Origin of the sequence: Rathayibacter tanaceti, from assembly GCF_009834165.1 — a bacterium.
Classification (GTDB): Bacteria; Actinomycetota; Actinomycetes; order Actinomycetales; family Microbacteriaceae; genus Rathayibacter; species Rathayibacter tanaceti.
The window spans coordinates 954,100-967,758 of record NZ_CP047186.1 but is presented as its reverse complement, the minus strand read 5'-3'; the positions used below and the strand labels follow the sequence as shown (position 1 = coordinate 967,758).

Genomic DNA, 13,659 nt, shown 5'->3' with positions numbered 1-13,659 from the left:
AGTTTACGGCCGCCCCCCGCGCGGGCCGCAGCGAGGGAACCCCGGTCCGGGGTTCCCTCAGTGGCGGGGTCGGCGGTGGCGGGTCAGGCGCTGGTGTGGAACTTCAGCTGGGCTGCCGAGAGTCCGGAGTCGGCGATCAGCTCGACGGCGTCGGCGGCGTCCGACACGAGGATCGGCAGCGCCTCGCGCTCGGGGCCCGCGAAGTCCTTGAGCACGAAGTCGGCGGCCTGTTGGCGGCCGGGCGGGCGGCCGATGCCCACGCGCACGCGCAGGAACTCGGCCCCGTCGGTCGCCGCCAGGATGTCGCGGATGCCGTTGTGGCCGCCATGGCCGCCGCCCTGCTTGAGGCGCAGAGTGTCGAACGGGATGTCGAGCTCGTCGTGCACGACGATCAGGCGAGACGGGTCGACCGAGAAGAAGTCGAGCAGCTGCGAGGTCGGGCCGCCCGAGAGGTTCATGAAGCTGTTCGGCTTGCCCAGCACCAGCTTCGGGCCGCCCGGGCGGAGGAAGCCCTCGGCGACCAGGGCGTTCGCGCGGGTGTGCCGCCGGAACGAGCCGCCGATCCGCGTCGCGAGCTCGTCGAGCACCATCTGGCCGACGTTGTGCCGGTTGCGCGCGTACTGCGCGCCCGGGTTGCCGAGGCCGACGACCAGCCAGGTGTCGCTCATGCGGTTCCTCTTCTCATGGCGGCGGGAGTTCTCGTGGCGGCGGGAGTCCTCGTGGCGGCGGGAGGCGGCTCCCCGGATGCGGAACGGGCCCGCTCGCGATCGCGGCGGGCCCGTCCGGACGGTGCGGGTGGTGCGGACTACTCCGCGGACTCGGCGACGACGTCGCCCGACGCGGGCGTCTCTTCGCCGTCGCCCAGGTCCTGCTCGACCTCGGCGGTGACGTTGACGATGAGGATCTCGGCGTCGGTGACCAGCGTCGCGCCCTCGGGCAGCGTGACGTCGGCGGCGGTGATCTGCGTGCCCGCCTCGAGGCCCTCGACGGAGACGACGATGTTCTGCGGGATGCGCGTGGCGTCGACCTCGAGCGAGAGGGTGTTCGACTCGATCGAGACGAGGGTGCCGGGAGCGGCGTCGCCCTCGACGTGCACGGGGATGTCGACCTCGACCTTCTCGCCCTTCTTGATGACGACGAGGTCGATGTGCTCGATGATCTGGCGCACCGGGTCGCGCTGGATGTCCTTCACCAGGGTGGTCTGCGACGCGCCCTCGATGTCGAGCTCGAGGATCGCGTTGGCCTTGCGGGTGAGCAGGAGCACCTGGTGGCCGGGGAGGGTGAGGTGCTGGGGCTCGGTGCCGTGGCCGTAGAGGACCGCGGGGATCTTGTCCTGCGCCCGGATCTTGCGGGCGGCGCCCTTGCCGAACGAGGTGCGGACCTCGACGACGACCTTGTTGGTCAGTTCAGCCATGATGTTCTCCTTGGGCGGCGCACGGCGCCACCGGATCGGGTCGTGGCCTCGCGGCCACGGACGGTTTGTCGACTCGAACGCATGTCAGCGTGAGGAGAAGTCCGTGGCGCCCCGTGGGGGCCTCGCCTGCTTCCACCGCGTCGATCACGGATGCACGTGCATCCCTCGCCGAAGTTCAGCTGCCGATCCTACCCGGCATCCCGGCCACCCGCCAGCACTCGTCCGTGCTGCCCCGCTCGGAGCCGGAAGTCCAGGCTCGCTGACTACCGTGCCGGTATGACGAGCGACGACTTCGGCTCCTACGTCGAGAAGAACGGCTTCCACCGCGACACCACCTACATCCCGACGCGGATCACCGCCGACGGCCGGGACGGCTACCCGGCGGAGGCGGGGCGCTACCGCCTCGTCGTCTCCCGCGCGTGCCCCTGGGCGAACCGCGCCGTGATCGTGCGGCGGCTGCTCGGACTCGAGGACGCCCTCTCGATGGGCATCTGCGGACCGACCCACGACAAGCGCAGCTGGACCTTCGACCTCGATCCGGGCGGGGTCGATCCCGTTCTGGGCATCCCGCGCCTCCAGGACGCGTTCTTCGCCCGCTTCCCCGACTACCCGCGCGGGATCACCGTGCCGGCCGTCGTGGACATCCCGAGCGGGCAGGTCGTCACCAACGACTACCCCGTGATGACGCTCGACTTCTCGACCGAGTGGACCGCGTTCCATCGCGAGGGCGCCCCGGACCTCTACCCCGAGGAGCACCGCGACGAGATCGACGAGGTCGCCGAACTGGTCTTCCACGACGTCAACAACGGGGTGTACAAGTGCGGCTTCGCCGGCTCGCAGCGCTCCTACGATCGGGCCTACGGCCGCCTCTGGGCGCGGCTCGACTGGCTGGAGGAGCGGCTGAGCACCCGCCGCTACCTCGTCGGCGACACGATCACCGAGGCGGATGTGCGCCTGTTCACCACGCTCGCCCGCTTCGACGCGGTCTACTACAGCCACTTCAAGACCAACCGGAACCTGCTCTCGGCGATGCCCGCGCTCTGGGGCTACGCGCGTGACCTGTTTCCACTCCGGGGTTCGGCGACACCATCGACTTCGTGCACATCAAGTCGCACTACTACGAGGTGCAGCGCGACATCAACCCGACCGGAGTCGTGCCGAAGGGCCCCGATCTGTCCGGCTGGCTGGTCCCCTCCGGCCGCCAGGAGCTCGGCGGCCGCCCCTTCGGCGACGGCACTCCCCCGCCGCCGCCGATCCCGTCCGAGCGCGTGCCCGCGGGGCACGGAGCGTGAGCGGTCCGACTCCTCGAACGCCGTCCGCGGAATCCCGCGGACGCGCAAGAGCGTGCGTGCGCGCAACGACCGATGTGCAGCCGGGAGACGGCTCGGACCCGGGCTCCCACCGGCGGCCCGGGGCTAGCCTGGAGGCGCCCCTGAAAGCGTATGTCGAGGAGAACCGTGTCTGACAAGCCCACCGCCACAGCCAACATCGGAGTCGTCGGTCTGGCGGTGATGGGGTCGAACCTCGCCCGCAACCTCGCCAGCCGCGAGGGCAACACCGTGGCGGTCTACAACCGCTCCTACGGCCGCACCGAGACCCTCATCACCGAGCACCCCGAGGCGGCCTTCGTCGCCTCCGAGACGATCGAGGACTTCGCCGCCTCGCTCGCCACACCCCGCACGGCGATCATCATGGTCCAGGCCGGTCGCGGCACCGACGCCGTGATCGAGCAGCTGACGAAGGTCTTCGAGCCCGGCGACATTATCGTCGACGGAGGAAACGCGCTCTTCACCGACACCATCCGCCGCGAGAAGGCCGTCCGCGAGACCGGCATCCACTTCGTCGGCACGGGCATCTCGGGGGGCGAGGAGGGCGCGCTCAAGGGCCCGTCGATCATGCCCGGAGGCTCGGTCGAGTCGTACAAGACCCTCGGCCCGATCCTCTCCTCGATCGCCGCGGTCGCCGAGGGCGAGCCCTGCGTCACCCACATCGGCACGGACGGCGCCGGCCACTTCGTCAAGATGATCCACAACGGCATCGAGTACGCCGACATGCAGCTCATCGCCGAGGCGTACGACCTGCTCCGCACTGTCGGCGGCCATGAGCCCGCCGCCATCGCCGAGGTCTTCGACGCCTGGAACAAGGGCGACCTCGAGTCGTACCTGATCGAGATCACGGCCGAGGTGCTGCGCCAGGTCGACGCCGAAACGGGCAAGCCCTTCCTCGACATCGTGCTCGACCAGGCCGGCTCGAAGGGCACCGGAGTCTGGACCGTGCAGAACGCGCTCGACCTGGGCGTGCCCGTCGGCGGCATCGCCGAGGCCGTCTTCGCCCGCGCCGTCTCGTCGAAGCCGGAGCAGCGCTCCGCCGTGCAGGCGCGCGTCGCCTCGCGGCCCACGCCCGTCGAGAAGTACGACGGATTCGAGGACGACGTGCGCGCTGCGCTCTACGCCTCGAAGGTCGTCGCCTACTCGCAGGGCTTCGACGCGATCATCGCGGGGGCCGAGAAGTACGGGTGGGAGATCGACAAGGGAGCCGTCGCCAAGATCTGGCGGGCCGGCTGCATCATCCGCGCGCAGTTCCTCAACCGCATCGTCGACGCCTACGACGAGAACGCCGAGATCTCGACCCTCCTCGAAGACCCCTACTTCGCCGAGGCCGTCGCGAACGGCGAGGCGGCCTGGCGCCGCATCGTCTCGACCGCCGCGCTCTCGGGCGTCCCGATCCCGGGCTTCGGTGCCGCGCTCTCGTACTACGACTCGCTCGCGTCGAAGCGCCTCCCGGCCGCCCTCGTGCAGGGCCAGCGCGACTTCTTCGGCGCGCACACCTACCAGCGCGTCGACAAGGAGGGCACCTTCCACACGCTGTGGTCGGGCGACCGTTCCGAGGTCGAGCAGGACCCCTCGACACACTGACCCCGCCGCACCGCTTCCGGTGCGCACCAGGCGCCCCTGCGCAGCGGATCCGTCGATCCGAGGCGCAGGGGCGCCTGTGCCGTGGCCCGCGGCCGTCGATGTGCGCCGACGACCGCACGGGACTGGCAGAATCCAGTGCTCGATGTCCTGTCGCAGCCGATCCGGCCCGGGGCCGCGAGGGAAGAGGGAGCGGATGCCCGAGAGCACGTTCTCCTCGCAGCGCCGGCGCACCGCGCTCGACGTGCTCGCGAGCGCCTGGAGCGGTGAGCCGGTCACCGCCTCCGGTCTGATCGCCGCTACCGGGCTCACCCGCTCGACGGTCATCGGGGTCTGCGACGATCTGGTCGGCCTCGGCTGGCTCGAGGAGCTCGCGAACCAGCGCGAGGCAGGAGACTACGTGAAGGGCCGCCCGGCCCGGCGTTACGCGCTGCGCAGGAGGGCCGGCGTGCTGGTCGGCGTGGACGCCGGGCAGCACAGCGTCGATGTACTCGTCACCGATCTGCTCGGCGAGACCGTGGTCCGGCGCGTCGAGAGCGTCGATCACGAGCGGATCGAGGACCTCCCACGGGAGCGGCGCCGCGCCGACGTCGAGCGTGTCCTCAATGCGGCCCTCCGCGACGCCGGCGTCGGCGACTCCGCCGTGCTCGCGATCACCCTCGGGGTCCCGGCACCGGTCGACGCCCGGGGCGACTCCCCTGACGACGCGAAGGGCTTCTGGAGCGCGATGAACCCGGGGCTCACCGAGCACTTCGCCCGGCGCGGCTGGGCACCGGTCATCGACAACGACGCCAACCTCGCGGCCCTCGCCGAGGGCTGGCGGGGTGCGGCCGTCCGCTCCGACGACTATGTCGCTCTCCTCTCGGGTGAGCGGTTGGGGGCGGGAGTCGTCCTCGGCGGCTCCCTGCTCCGCGGCGCCCGCGGACTCACCGGCGAGATGCGCTACCTTGAGCTGGTCGAGGGTGTGGGCTCGACCGAGGGCCTCGCCGCGCTGGCCCGCACCTGGGCCGGCGAGGCGCTCTCCCGGCCGGGTCGGCGCGCCTCCCTGCTCGACCCGGCGCAGAATCCCGGAGCCGAGCAGGTGCTCGAGGCCGCTCTCGCCGGCGACGCCCTCGCCGGAGCGGTCGTGGAGCGCCTCGCGGAGCGGCTCACGCGGATCACCGCGACGCTGGCCACCCTGCTCGACGTCTCGCTGATCGTCGTCGGCGGCGCGCTCGCTAGCTCCGCGGCTCCCCTGCTCGACGAGGTGTCGACCCGGGTGGCCGCGCACGTGCACGCTCCCGCCCCGCGGATCGTGCCCTCCACCCTCGGAGATCGAGCGGTCGCGCTGGGAGCGATCAGAGCGGGGCTCGACCGGGTCCGTGCCGATCCGCTCGCCCTGCTCCTGCCTGCACGCGCGCGGGAGTCGGCAGCGGGCTGATCGGGGGTCAGCGGCGGAACCCGCGCACGATCAGCAAGCCCGCCAGGAGCACGGCCGCTGCGGCAGCGGTCGCCGCCGGGAGGGCCAGCAGCAGGAGCAGCGACACGGACGCCGAGGCGATCCCCGGCCAGCGTGCACCCGCCGCTCCGTGCGCGAGGCGGCGGACGATCGTGGCGAGCAGCAGAGCGGCGACGGCGAAGGCGAGCAGCGCGTCGGCGTCGAGGATCACGACCGCGAGCACCGCGACGAGGCAGAGCACGGACTGGGCCGCGGCCGGCACACCCGTCCGGCGGTGACGGGAGGCGAACGGGGCGGGGATCTCCCCGGCGTCGGCGAGCCGGACGAGGGCGCGGGAGTCGCTCCGGGCGAGCCCGAGCAGCGCCGGCGGCGCGGCGAGCACCGCGGCAGCCCCGACGAGCGGGGCGGCGGCCGTGCCGTCGGCGAGCGAGCGCAGCGGAGTCGAGGTGGCGGCGAGGACGGTCGGCCCGGCGAGGAGCAGCACCCCCGTTCCGAGCGACGCCGCGGCGAGGGCCGACACGCCGATGCGCAGCAGCGCGGGCCGCAGGGCGGGCACAGTGCCGGGACGGGGAACCGGGAAGAGGATCAGGAGGAAGGCAGCTGCCGTGCCCGCGCCGAGGAGTCCGCCCTCGGGGCGCACCTCGACGACGGGACGTTCGACCGGGATCACGGCGAGCACGACGGCTGCGGCGGCCAGGAGCAGCACGACCAGTCCGGCGAGCAGCAGTGCGGCGCGGGGCGGCAGCGTTCCGCCCCGCAGACCGACGACCGCGACTCCCAGCAGAAGGAGCACGGCGACAGGTCGTGCCGCAGCCTCGAGCACCGAGTCGGCTGCCGTCAGCGCGATCGCGGCGGCGGCGAAGGCGCGGCCCGCGAGTCCGAGCCACTCGGACGAGGGGCCGTCGTGCACCGGGCGCCCGGCATCGGCGAGGGCGCCCAGCGCCGCGGTCGCCGCGGCCAGCGCGACTCCGAGCAGGAGCCACCAGCCCGCCGCCCCGGCGGCCGGCGCCCAGACCAGGAACAGCGCGGCGAGCGGGAGGGTCGCATCCGTTCGCAGGGGCACGGCCTCACCCTAGGGCGCTGCCGCCTGCGGGGGCCGGAAGCCCTGCCCCGAACCTCCGCTACGCGTCCCCGTCGAACATCGAGGTGACGGAGCCGTCGTCGAAGACCTCGTGGATGGCCCGCGCCAGCAGCGGAGCGATCGGCAGCACCGTCAGGCGGTCCCACTTCTTGTCGTCCGGCAGCGGCAGGGTGTCGGTGACCACCACGGAGTCGATGAACTCCGAGCTCAGCAGCTCGACGGCCGGGTCCGAGAACACCGCGTGGGTCGCCGCGACGACGACGCCGATGGCTCCGGCCTTCTTCAGAGCCTCCGCGGCCTTGGCGATGGTGCGGCCGGTGTCGATCAGGTCGTCGACGAGCAGGCAGACGCGACCCTGCACCTCTCCGACGATCTCGTGCACCGAGACCTGATTGGCGACCTTGGGGTCGCGGCGCTTGTGGATGATGGCGAGCGGGACGCCGAGCTTGTCGCTCCAGATGTCGGCGACGCGGACGCGGCCCATGTCGGGCGAGACGACGGTGAGCGTCGCCGGATCGAGCTTCTCGCGGAAGTGCTCGAGCAGCACGGGCATCGCGAAGAGGTGGTCGACGGGGCCGTCGAAGAAGCCCTGGATCTGAGCGGCGTGCAGGTCGACGGACATGATGCGATCGGCGCCGGCGGCCTTGAACAGGTCGGCCACGAGGCGGGCCGAGATCGGCTCGCGACCACGGCCCTTCTTGTCCTGGCGGGCGTACGGGTAGAAGGGGGCGACCACGGTGATCCGCTTGGCGGACGCCCGCTTGAGGGCGTCGACCATGATCAGCTGCTCCATCAGCCACTCGTTGATCGGCGACGTGTGCGACTGGAGGACGAACACGTCGCCTCCGCGGACGCTGTCGCCGTAGCGGACGTACAGCTCGCCGTTGGCGAAGGTCCGGCCCTCGGTGTTCACGAGTTCGGTGCCGAGTTCGGCCGCGACCTGCTCCGCCAGTGCCGGATGCGCCCTGCCCGAGACGAGGACCAGGCTCTTCTTGTTGCTGGCGGTGATGGCCGTCACTGTGCTCCGCTTCCTCCTGTGACCGGCTCGGTGCCCGCGGGCTCCGACGCCTGGGCTGCCTCGGCGGCGGTGGCCGACGCGGTGCCCGGGCGGTGGGCCTCGACCCACCCGGCCATGTTGCGCTGCGGAGCGACGGTGATCCCGAGGGCTCCGGCGGGGATGTCCTTGCGGACGACCGTGCCGGCGCCCGTGTACGCTCCGTCACCGATTCTAACGGGGGCGACGAAGACGGTGTGCGACCCGGCCCGCACGTGCGAGCCGACGACGGAGGACGCCTTCGTCACTCCGTCGTAGTTGGCGAAGATCGAGCCGGCGCCGATGTTCGACTCCTCGCCGATCGTCGCATCGCCGACGTAGGAGAGGTGCGGCACCTTCGAGCCGTCACCGATGGTGGCGTTCTTGGTCTCGACGTAGGCGCCGATCTTGCCGCGAGCGCCGAGCACGGTGCCGGGGCGCAGGAACGAGAACGGCCCCACCTGAGCCTTCGCGCCGATCACGGCGAGCGTCGCGTCCGAGCGCTTCACCACGGCGTCCTCGCCGACCTCGCAGGAGTCCAGGGTGGTGTCCGGTCCGATCACCGCGCCGGTGGCGATGACGGTCGGGCCCTTGATCTGCGTGCCGGGGAGGATCTCGACGTCCGGGGCGAGCACCGCGTCCACGTCGATCCAGGTCGTCGCCGGATCCTGGATGGTGACGCCCTCGAGCTGCCAGCGGCGCACGATCCGCGCGTTGAGCTCGAGCGCCGCGTCGGCGAGCTGGGCGCGGTCGTTGATGCCGGCGACGAGCCAGCGGTCCTGCACGGGGACCGCCTCGATCGCGCGGCCGGCGGCCTTGAGCGCAGCGGCGGCATCGGTGAGGTACTTCTCGCGCTGAGCGTTCTCGGTGCCGATCGCGCCGATCACCGAGCGGAGCGCGGCGGCGTCGAAGGCGTAGACGCCGGCATTGATCTCGGTGAGGGCCAGCTCGTCGGCGCTCGCGTCCTTCTGCTCGACGATCGAGGCGAAGGCACCGTCGCCGCCGCGGACGATGCGGCCGAAGCCGGTCGGGTCCTCGAGCACGCAGGAGAGCATGGTCAGCGCGTTCGCCGCGACGAGGTGCTCGTCGACCAGGCGGCGGAGGGTCGGCGAGTCGAGCAGCGGCACGTCGGCGCTGAGCACCACGACCGTGCCGGCGAAGGACTCCGGCAGAGCGGCGAGACCCTGCTCGACCGCGCGACCGGTGCCGGGCGTCTCGTCCTGGTCGACGACCAGCGCGCCGGGCGTGTGCTCGAGCACCGCCTCCGCGACCCGCTCGCGCTCGTGGCGCACGACCGTCACGACGTGCTCGGCGTCGAGCGAGGCGGCCGTGTCGAGAACGTGCCCGAGGAGCGGACGGCCGGCGAGGCGGTGCAGGACCTTCGGGGTGCGGGACTTCATGCGGGTGCCCTGGCCTGCCGCCAGGATCACGACGGCGAGCGTGCTGTCTGCCATGTTCTTCGCGTTCTCCTCCGTGAGCGCACCGGTGCGGTGCCGCTCCGCCACCAGGATTCGAACCTGGACCGGACAGCTCCAAAGGCTGCCGTGCTGCCGTTACACCATGGCGGACCGCGCTCTCGCGCGCCGTCCATCCTGCCATCCGCCGACCCTTCCCCCCAGCCGCGACGCCACGGGCGCGACTCGCGAGTCGACGTCGACCGGTGGTGGCCGCGCGTCGCCGCGCCGGAAGCAGGACGGCTCCCGGCGTCTCGCGAGGTGACCAGCCGCCACAATGGAGGGGTGAGTGCGAATGACGAGGTCGACGGGATCGTCGACGCCTGGGTGCGCGAGCGCCCCGACCTCGACTTCACGCCGTTGCAGGTCTTCTCGCGGATGCGCAGACTGGCCAAGCAGCTGGAGCGTGCGCGCGGCAGCGCCTTCGGCCGGTCCGAGCTCGAGACGTGGGAGTTCGACGTGCTCTCGGCCCTGCGGCGCGCGGGGGCTCCCTACCGGATGAGCCCGAAGCAGCTGCTCCAGGCGACCATGGTCACCAGCGGCACGATGACCAACCGGATCGACCGCCTGGTCGAGCGCGAGCTGGTCGAGCGGCTCGACGACCCCAACGACGGCCGCGGTGTGCTGGTGCAGATGACGCCGTCGGGGCTCGCGCGGGTCGACGCCGCGATCACTCGGCTCGTCGACGCGGAGCAGGAGCTGCTCGGAGCGCTCACGCACGCGCAGCAGGAGCGGCTCGCGCAGCTGCTCCGCAAGCTCTCTCTCGACTTCGGTTGAGCGCGCGGTCCGCGCCTACCTCGAGAGAGGGCGTCGCGGTGGTCGGCCGCGGGGACCGCGACCTCCGCCGAATCGAGCAGCAGGACACCCGAGCGTCAGCCCTCGAGCTGCTCCGAGAGCTCCAGCCAGCGCAGCTCGAGCTCGGCGGTCTCGTCCTCGTACGCGCGGAGCGTGGCGTTCAGCGCCAGGATGCCGTCGTAGTCGTCCTGGTCGTGCGTCGCCATCTTCTCGTGCACGGTCTTCGTGAGCTGGGTCAGCTTGTGCAGGCGCCGGTCGATCGCCGACACCTCCTTCTCGGCGGTGCGGCGCTCGGCCCCCGCCAGCCCGGACGGGGCGGGCGACGAGGAGGAGCCTGCGGACGCGGCCGACGTCCCCTTCTCGAGCGCGCGTCGCAGATCGAGGTACTGCTCGACTCCGCCGGGCAGGTGCCGGAAGGCGCCCTCCATCACGGCGTACTGCTGGTCGGTGACCCGCTCGAGCAGGTAGCGGTCGTGCGAGACGACGAGCAGGGTGCCGGGCCAGGAGTCGAGCAGGTCCTCGATCGCGGCGAGCATGTCGGTGTCGAGGTCGTTGGTCGGCTCATCGAGGATCAGCACGTTCGGCTCGCTGAGCAGGATCAGCAGCAGCTGGAGCCGCCGGCGCTGCCCGCCCGAGAGGTCCTTCACCGGCGTCGACAGCTGGGCGCTCGAGAACCCGAGCCGCTCGAGGAGCTGCCCGGGAGTCATCTCCTTGCCGCCGATGGCGTAGCTGGTGCGCTGCTGGGCGATGATCTCGCGGACCGGCTGGTGCTGCACCTCCGTCAGCTCGCGCAACTGCTGGTCGAGGATCGCCACGCGCACGGTGGTGCCGCGCTTCACCCGACCGCTCGTCGGCTGCACGCTGCCGGCGACGAGACCCAGGAGGGTCGACTTCCCCGCGCCGTTGACGCCGAGGATCCCGGTGCGCTCACCGGGCGCGATCCGCCACTCGACGCGGTTGAGGACGGTCCGCTCGCCGTAACGGACGGTCACGTCGAGCAGGTCGACGACGTCCTTGCCCAGGCGCGAGACGGCGAGCTGCGAGAGCGAGACCGAGTCGCGCACGGGAGGCTCGTCCTCGATCAGCTGATTGGCCGCGTCGATGCGGAACTTGGGCTTCGCGGTGCGGGCCGGAGCGCCGCGGCGGAGCCACGCGAGCTCCTTCTTCATCAGGTTCTGGCGCTTGGCCTCCATCGTGGACGCCATCCGGTCGCGTTCGACCCGCTGGAGGATGTAGGCCGCGTAGCCGCCCTCGAAGGGCTCGACGATGCGGTCGTGCACCTCCCACGTCGCGGTGCAGATCTCGTCGAGGAACCACCGGTCGTGCGTCACGACCGCGAGACCGCCCGAGGAGGTCGCCCAGCGGCGCTGGAGATGCTCGGCGAGCCAGGCGATGCCCTCGACGTCGAGGTGGTTGGTGGGCTCGTCGAGGAAGACGACGTCCCAGTCGCCCACGAGCAGTTTCGCGAGCGCAACGCGACGGCGCTGCCCGCCCGAGAGCGAGCCGACGACTCCGTCCCACGGGACGTCGCGGAGCAGACCGGCGATGACGTCGCGGGTGCGCGCGTCACCCGCCCACTCGTGCTCCTCCAGACCGCCGACGACGGCCTGGGCGACGGTGAGCTCCTCGTCGACCGTGTCCGCCTGGTCGAGCATCCCGAGTGTCACCCCTCGGCGATGGGTGACCCGGCCGGAGTCGGGCTCGATGCGCTGCGCGAGCAGACGAAGGAGGGTGGACTTGCCGTCGCCGTTGCGGCCGACGATCCCGATGCGGTCGCCTTCCTCGATGCCGAGGGAGACCTCGTCGAAGATCACGCACGTGGGGTACTCGAGTCGCAGCGCCTCGGCGCCCAGCAGATGTGCCATAGGGGTCCAGCCTAGGCGCTGGCACCCGACCGCCTACCGCTTCGAGGGCGCCGGCGAGACCGAGACCGACCGCCGGTGCAGGCCGGTCGCGCCGTCCGGCGCGGGCGGGCGCTCGACGATGGTCTGCACCGTGCCGTCCGCGTCGGTGGCGCGGACCGTGACGACATGGTCGCCGGGTGCAGCCTCCCACTCGTGCACCCACTGGATCCAGGTGTCGGCGGTGACCGCCTCGGCGAGGCGCGCCTCCTTCCAGGCGCCATCGTCGATCTGCACCTCGACCTTGGCGATGCCGGTGTGCGGCGCCCAGGCGACTCCGGCGACGGCGACCGTGCCCGCCTCGACCGGCTGCCCCTGCCGCGGGACATCGATCCGCGACTCGATCTTGATCGGGCCGCGAGCGGTCCAGCCCCGTGTCGACCAGTAGGCGAGGTCCTCGGCGAACGTCGTGACCTTCAGCTCGACGACCCACTTGGTCGCCGACACGTAGCCGTAGAGCCCCGGCACGACCATCCGCACCGGGAAGCCGTGCTCGACGGGGAGCGGCTCGCCGTTCATCCCCACGGCGAGGAGGCTCGCGCGGGCCTCGTCCTGGAGCACGTCGAGCGGAGTGGACGCGGTGAAGCCGTCGATGCTGCGCGAGAGCACCATGTCGGCGCCGGCCGTCGGCCGGGCCCGGGCGAGCAGCTCGCGGATCGGATGGCCGAGCCAGCGCGCGGTGCCGATGAGGTCACCGCCGACCTCGTTCGAGACGCACGAGAGGGTGACGAGGTGCTCCTCCAGCGGGAGGGCGAGGAGCTCGTCCCAGGTGATCTCGATCTCCTCCTCGACCATGCCGGTGATGCGCAGCGTCCAGTCGGACGGCTCGACGGAGGGCACCGAGAGGGCGGTGTCGATCCGGTAGAAGTCGGAGTTGGGGGTGATGTACGGGCTGATGCCCTCGATCCCGTCGAGGACGGCGGAGGCGGGAACGGCGGGCGCGCTCGCCGCGGGGGTCGGCAGGGTCACGGCCTCGCGCACAGCTGTCACGGCGGCGGAGGCGGAGGTGACGACGCGTGCGCCGATGCCGACGGCGACGGCGACGACTCCCGAGACTCCGATCAGCCTCAGGAACGAGCGGCGATCGGTCGCGGCGCTCTCCTGCTCCCCCTGCCAGCCGCGGAGGCGGACCGAGGCGGAGCGCAGCACCGCGGCACCGGCGACCATTCCGACGACGCTCGGGGCCGCATCGATCCCGGAGGCGCCCTCCCGGCTGACGGCGGCCAGCGAGCCGAGCCCGGCGGCGACGGCGAGCAGGAGGACTCCGAACGGCGGCCGGCGGAACTCGAGCAGTCCGGCGCCGACGGCGAGCAGGACGAGCGCGAAGCCGATCGAGACGAGGAGCACAAGCTTGTCGGCGGTGCCGAATAGGGCGATGACCGTGTCCTTCACGCCGGGAGGCACGATGTCGATGACGAAACCGCCGACGGCGAACAGAGGGCTCCCCGCTGCCCCCGTGAAGACCGCCACGACCTCGGCGGCCGCCAGGGATACGGCGGCGGCCACGATCCCCGAGAGGATCGCGAGGAGGGTGGCTCTTCTGGGGGGCATGAGCGGCACTCTAAGCCACGGCGTCGGATCTTCTCTGCGGGAGGCGCCAGGACTGCGCCCATCAGCGGGGGCCCACGTCC

At 72.0% G+C, this 13,659-nt stretch carries 10 protein-coding genes, 1 tRNA gene and 1 pseudogene; 4 read left to right on the top strand and 8 right to left on the bottom strand.

The window, feature by feature from the left end; translation table 11 throughout:
* Positions 1 to 83 precede the first annotated feature (83 nt).
* Together pth and GSU10_RS04580 are read right to left on the bottom strand one after the other, a co-directional pair.
* Positions 84 to 668, bottom strand: a complete 585-nt coding sequence (gene pth / locus GSU10_RS04585) for an aminoacyl-tRNA hydrolase (protein WP_068212223.1) — start codon at positions 666 to 668, stop codon at positions 84 to 86.
* A gap of 137 nt (positions 669 to 805) precedes the next feature.
* The gene (locus GSU10_RS04580) at positions 806 to 1,414 is read right to left on the bottom strand and encodes a 50S ribosomal protein L25/general stress protein Ctc (protein WP_082845222.1); all 609 of its coding nucleotides are present in this window, start codon (positions 1,412 to 1,414) and stop codon (positions 806 to 808) included.
* 276 nt (positions 1,415 to 1,690) lie between these two features.
* On the opposite strand from GSU10_RS04580, the pseudogene GSU10_RS04575 reads away from it, so the two are divergent.
* From GSU10_RS04575 to GSU10_RS04565, 3 genes and pseudogenes are all read left to right on the top strand, one after another.
* Positions 1,691 to 2,706: pseudogene (locus GSU10_RS04575) on the top strand (glutathione S-transferase family protein).
* Positions 2,707 to 2,925: 219 nt separating this feature from the next.
* Positions 2,926 to 4,329 carry an NADP-dependent phosphogluconate dehydrogenase gene (gene gndA, locus GSU10_RS04570; protein WP_241972893.1) on the top strand — a complete coding sequence of 468 codons (1,404 nt, stop codon included), beginning with the start codon at positions 2,926 to 2,928 and terminating at the stop codon, positions 4,327 to 4,329.
* Positions 4,330 to 4,522: 193 nt separating this feature from the next.
* Entirely contained in the window at positions 4,523 to 5,746 is a 1,224-nt protein-coding gene (locus GSU10_RS04565; RefSeq protein WP_158286077.1) for an ROK family protein, read from the top strand.
* 7 nt (positions 5,747 to 5,753) lie between these two features.
* Here GSU10_RS04565 and GSU10_RS04560 read toward each other — a convergent pair whose 3' ends face one another.
* From GSU10_RS04560 to GSU10_RS04545, 4 genes are all read right to left on the bottom strand, one after another.
* Positions 5,754 to 6,827, bottom strand: a complete 1,074-nt coding sequence (locus tag GSU10_RS04560; protein WP_132504516.1) for a hypothetical protein — start codon at positions 6,825 to 6,827, stop codon at positions 5,754 to 5,756.
* Positions 6,828 to 6,885: 58 nt separating this feature from the next.
* The gene (locus GSU10_RS04555) at positions 6,886 to 7,863 is read right to left on the bottom strand and encodes a ribose-phosphate diphosphokinase (protein WP_132504514.1); all 978 of its coding nucleotides are present in this window, start codon (positions 7,861 to 7,863) and stop codon (positions 6,886 to 6,888) included.
* Positions 7,860 to 9,332 (bottom strand): bifunctional UDP-N-acetylglucosamine diphosphorylase/glucosamine-1-phosphate N-acetyltransferase GlmU, encoded by a 1,473-nt coding sequence (glmU, locus tag GSU10_RS04550; RefSeq protein WP_132504576.1) that lies wholly within the window; start codon positions 9,330 to 9,332, stop codon positions 7,860 to 7,862. The genes GSU10_RS04555 and glmU overlap by 4 nt, the downstream gene beginning before the upstream one ends.
* A gap of 42 nt (positions 9,333 to 9,374) precedes the next feature.
* Positions 9,375 to 9,446 (bottom strand) — tRNA-Gln (locus GSU10_RS04545).
* A gap of 171 nt (positions 9,447 to 9,617) precedes the next feature.
* On the opposite strand from GSU10_RS04545, the gene GSU10_RS04540 reads away from it, so the two are divergent.
* Positions 9,618 to 10,109: a MarR family winged helix-turn-helix transcriptional regulator gene (locus GSU10_RS04540; RefSeq protein WP_068211795.1), complete on the top strand. Its 492-nt coding sequence runs from the start codon at positions 9,618 to 9,620 to the stop codon at positions 10,107 to 10,109.
* 95 nt (positions 10,110 to 10,204) lie between these two features.
* Here the strand turns inward: GSU10_RS04540 and GSU10_RS04535 are convergent, their stop codons facing one another.
* Positions 10,205 to 11,992, bottom strand: coding sequence for an ABC-F family ATP-binding cassette domain-containing protein (locus tag GSU10_RS04535; protein ID WP_068211796.1), 1,788 nt, complete (start codon positions 11,990 to 11,992; stop codon positions 10,205 to 10,207).
* 33 nt (positions 11,993 to 12,025) lie between these two features.
* Positions 12,026 to 13,579, bottom strand: coding sequence for a molybdopterin-dependent oxidoreductase (locus tag GSU10_RS04530; RefSeq protein WP_068211803.1), 1,554 nt, complete (start codon positions 13,577 to 13,579; stop codon positions 12,026 to 12,028).
* Between the last annotated feature and the right edge of the window lie 80 nt (positions 13,580 to 13,659).

Coding starts and splice junctions, on each gene's coding strand:
- glmU (WP_132504576.1), bottom strand. CDS start 9,332: ATGGCAGACAGCACGCTCGCCGTCGTGATCCTGGCGGCAGGCCAGGGC.
- GSU10_RS04530 (WP_068211803.1), bottom strand. CDS start 13,579: ATGCCCCCCAGAAGAGCCACCCTCCTCGCGATCCTCTCGGGGATCGTG.
- GSU10_RS04565 (WP_158286077.1), top strand. CDS start 4,523: ATGCCCGAGAGCACGTTCTCCTCGCAGCGCCGGCGCACCGCGCTCGAC.
- GSU10_RS04535 (WP_068211796.1), bottom strand. CDS start 11,992: ATGGCACATCTGCTGGGCGCCGAGGCGCTGCGACTCGAGTACCCCACG.
- gndA (WP_241972893.1), top strand. CDS start 2,926: ATGGGGTCGAACCTCGCCCGCAACCTCGCCAGCCGCGAGGGCAACACC.
- GSU10_RS04580 (WP_082845222.1), bottom strand. CDS start 1,414: ATGGCTGAACTGACCAACAAGGTCGTCGTCGAGGTCCGCACCTCGTTC.
- pth (WP_068212223.1), bottom strand. CDS start 668: ATGAGCGACACCTGGCTGGTCGTCGGCCTCGGCAACCCGGGCGCGCAG.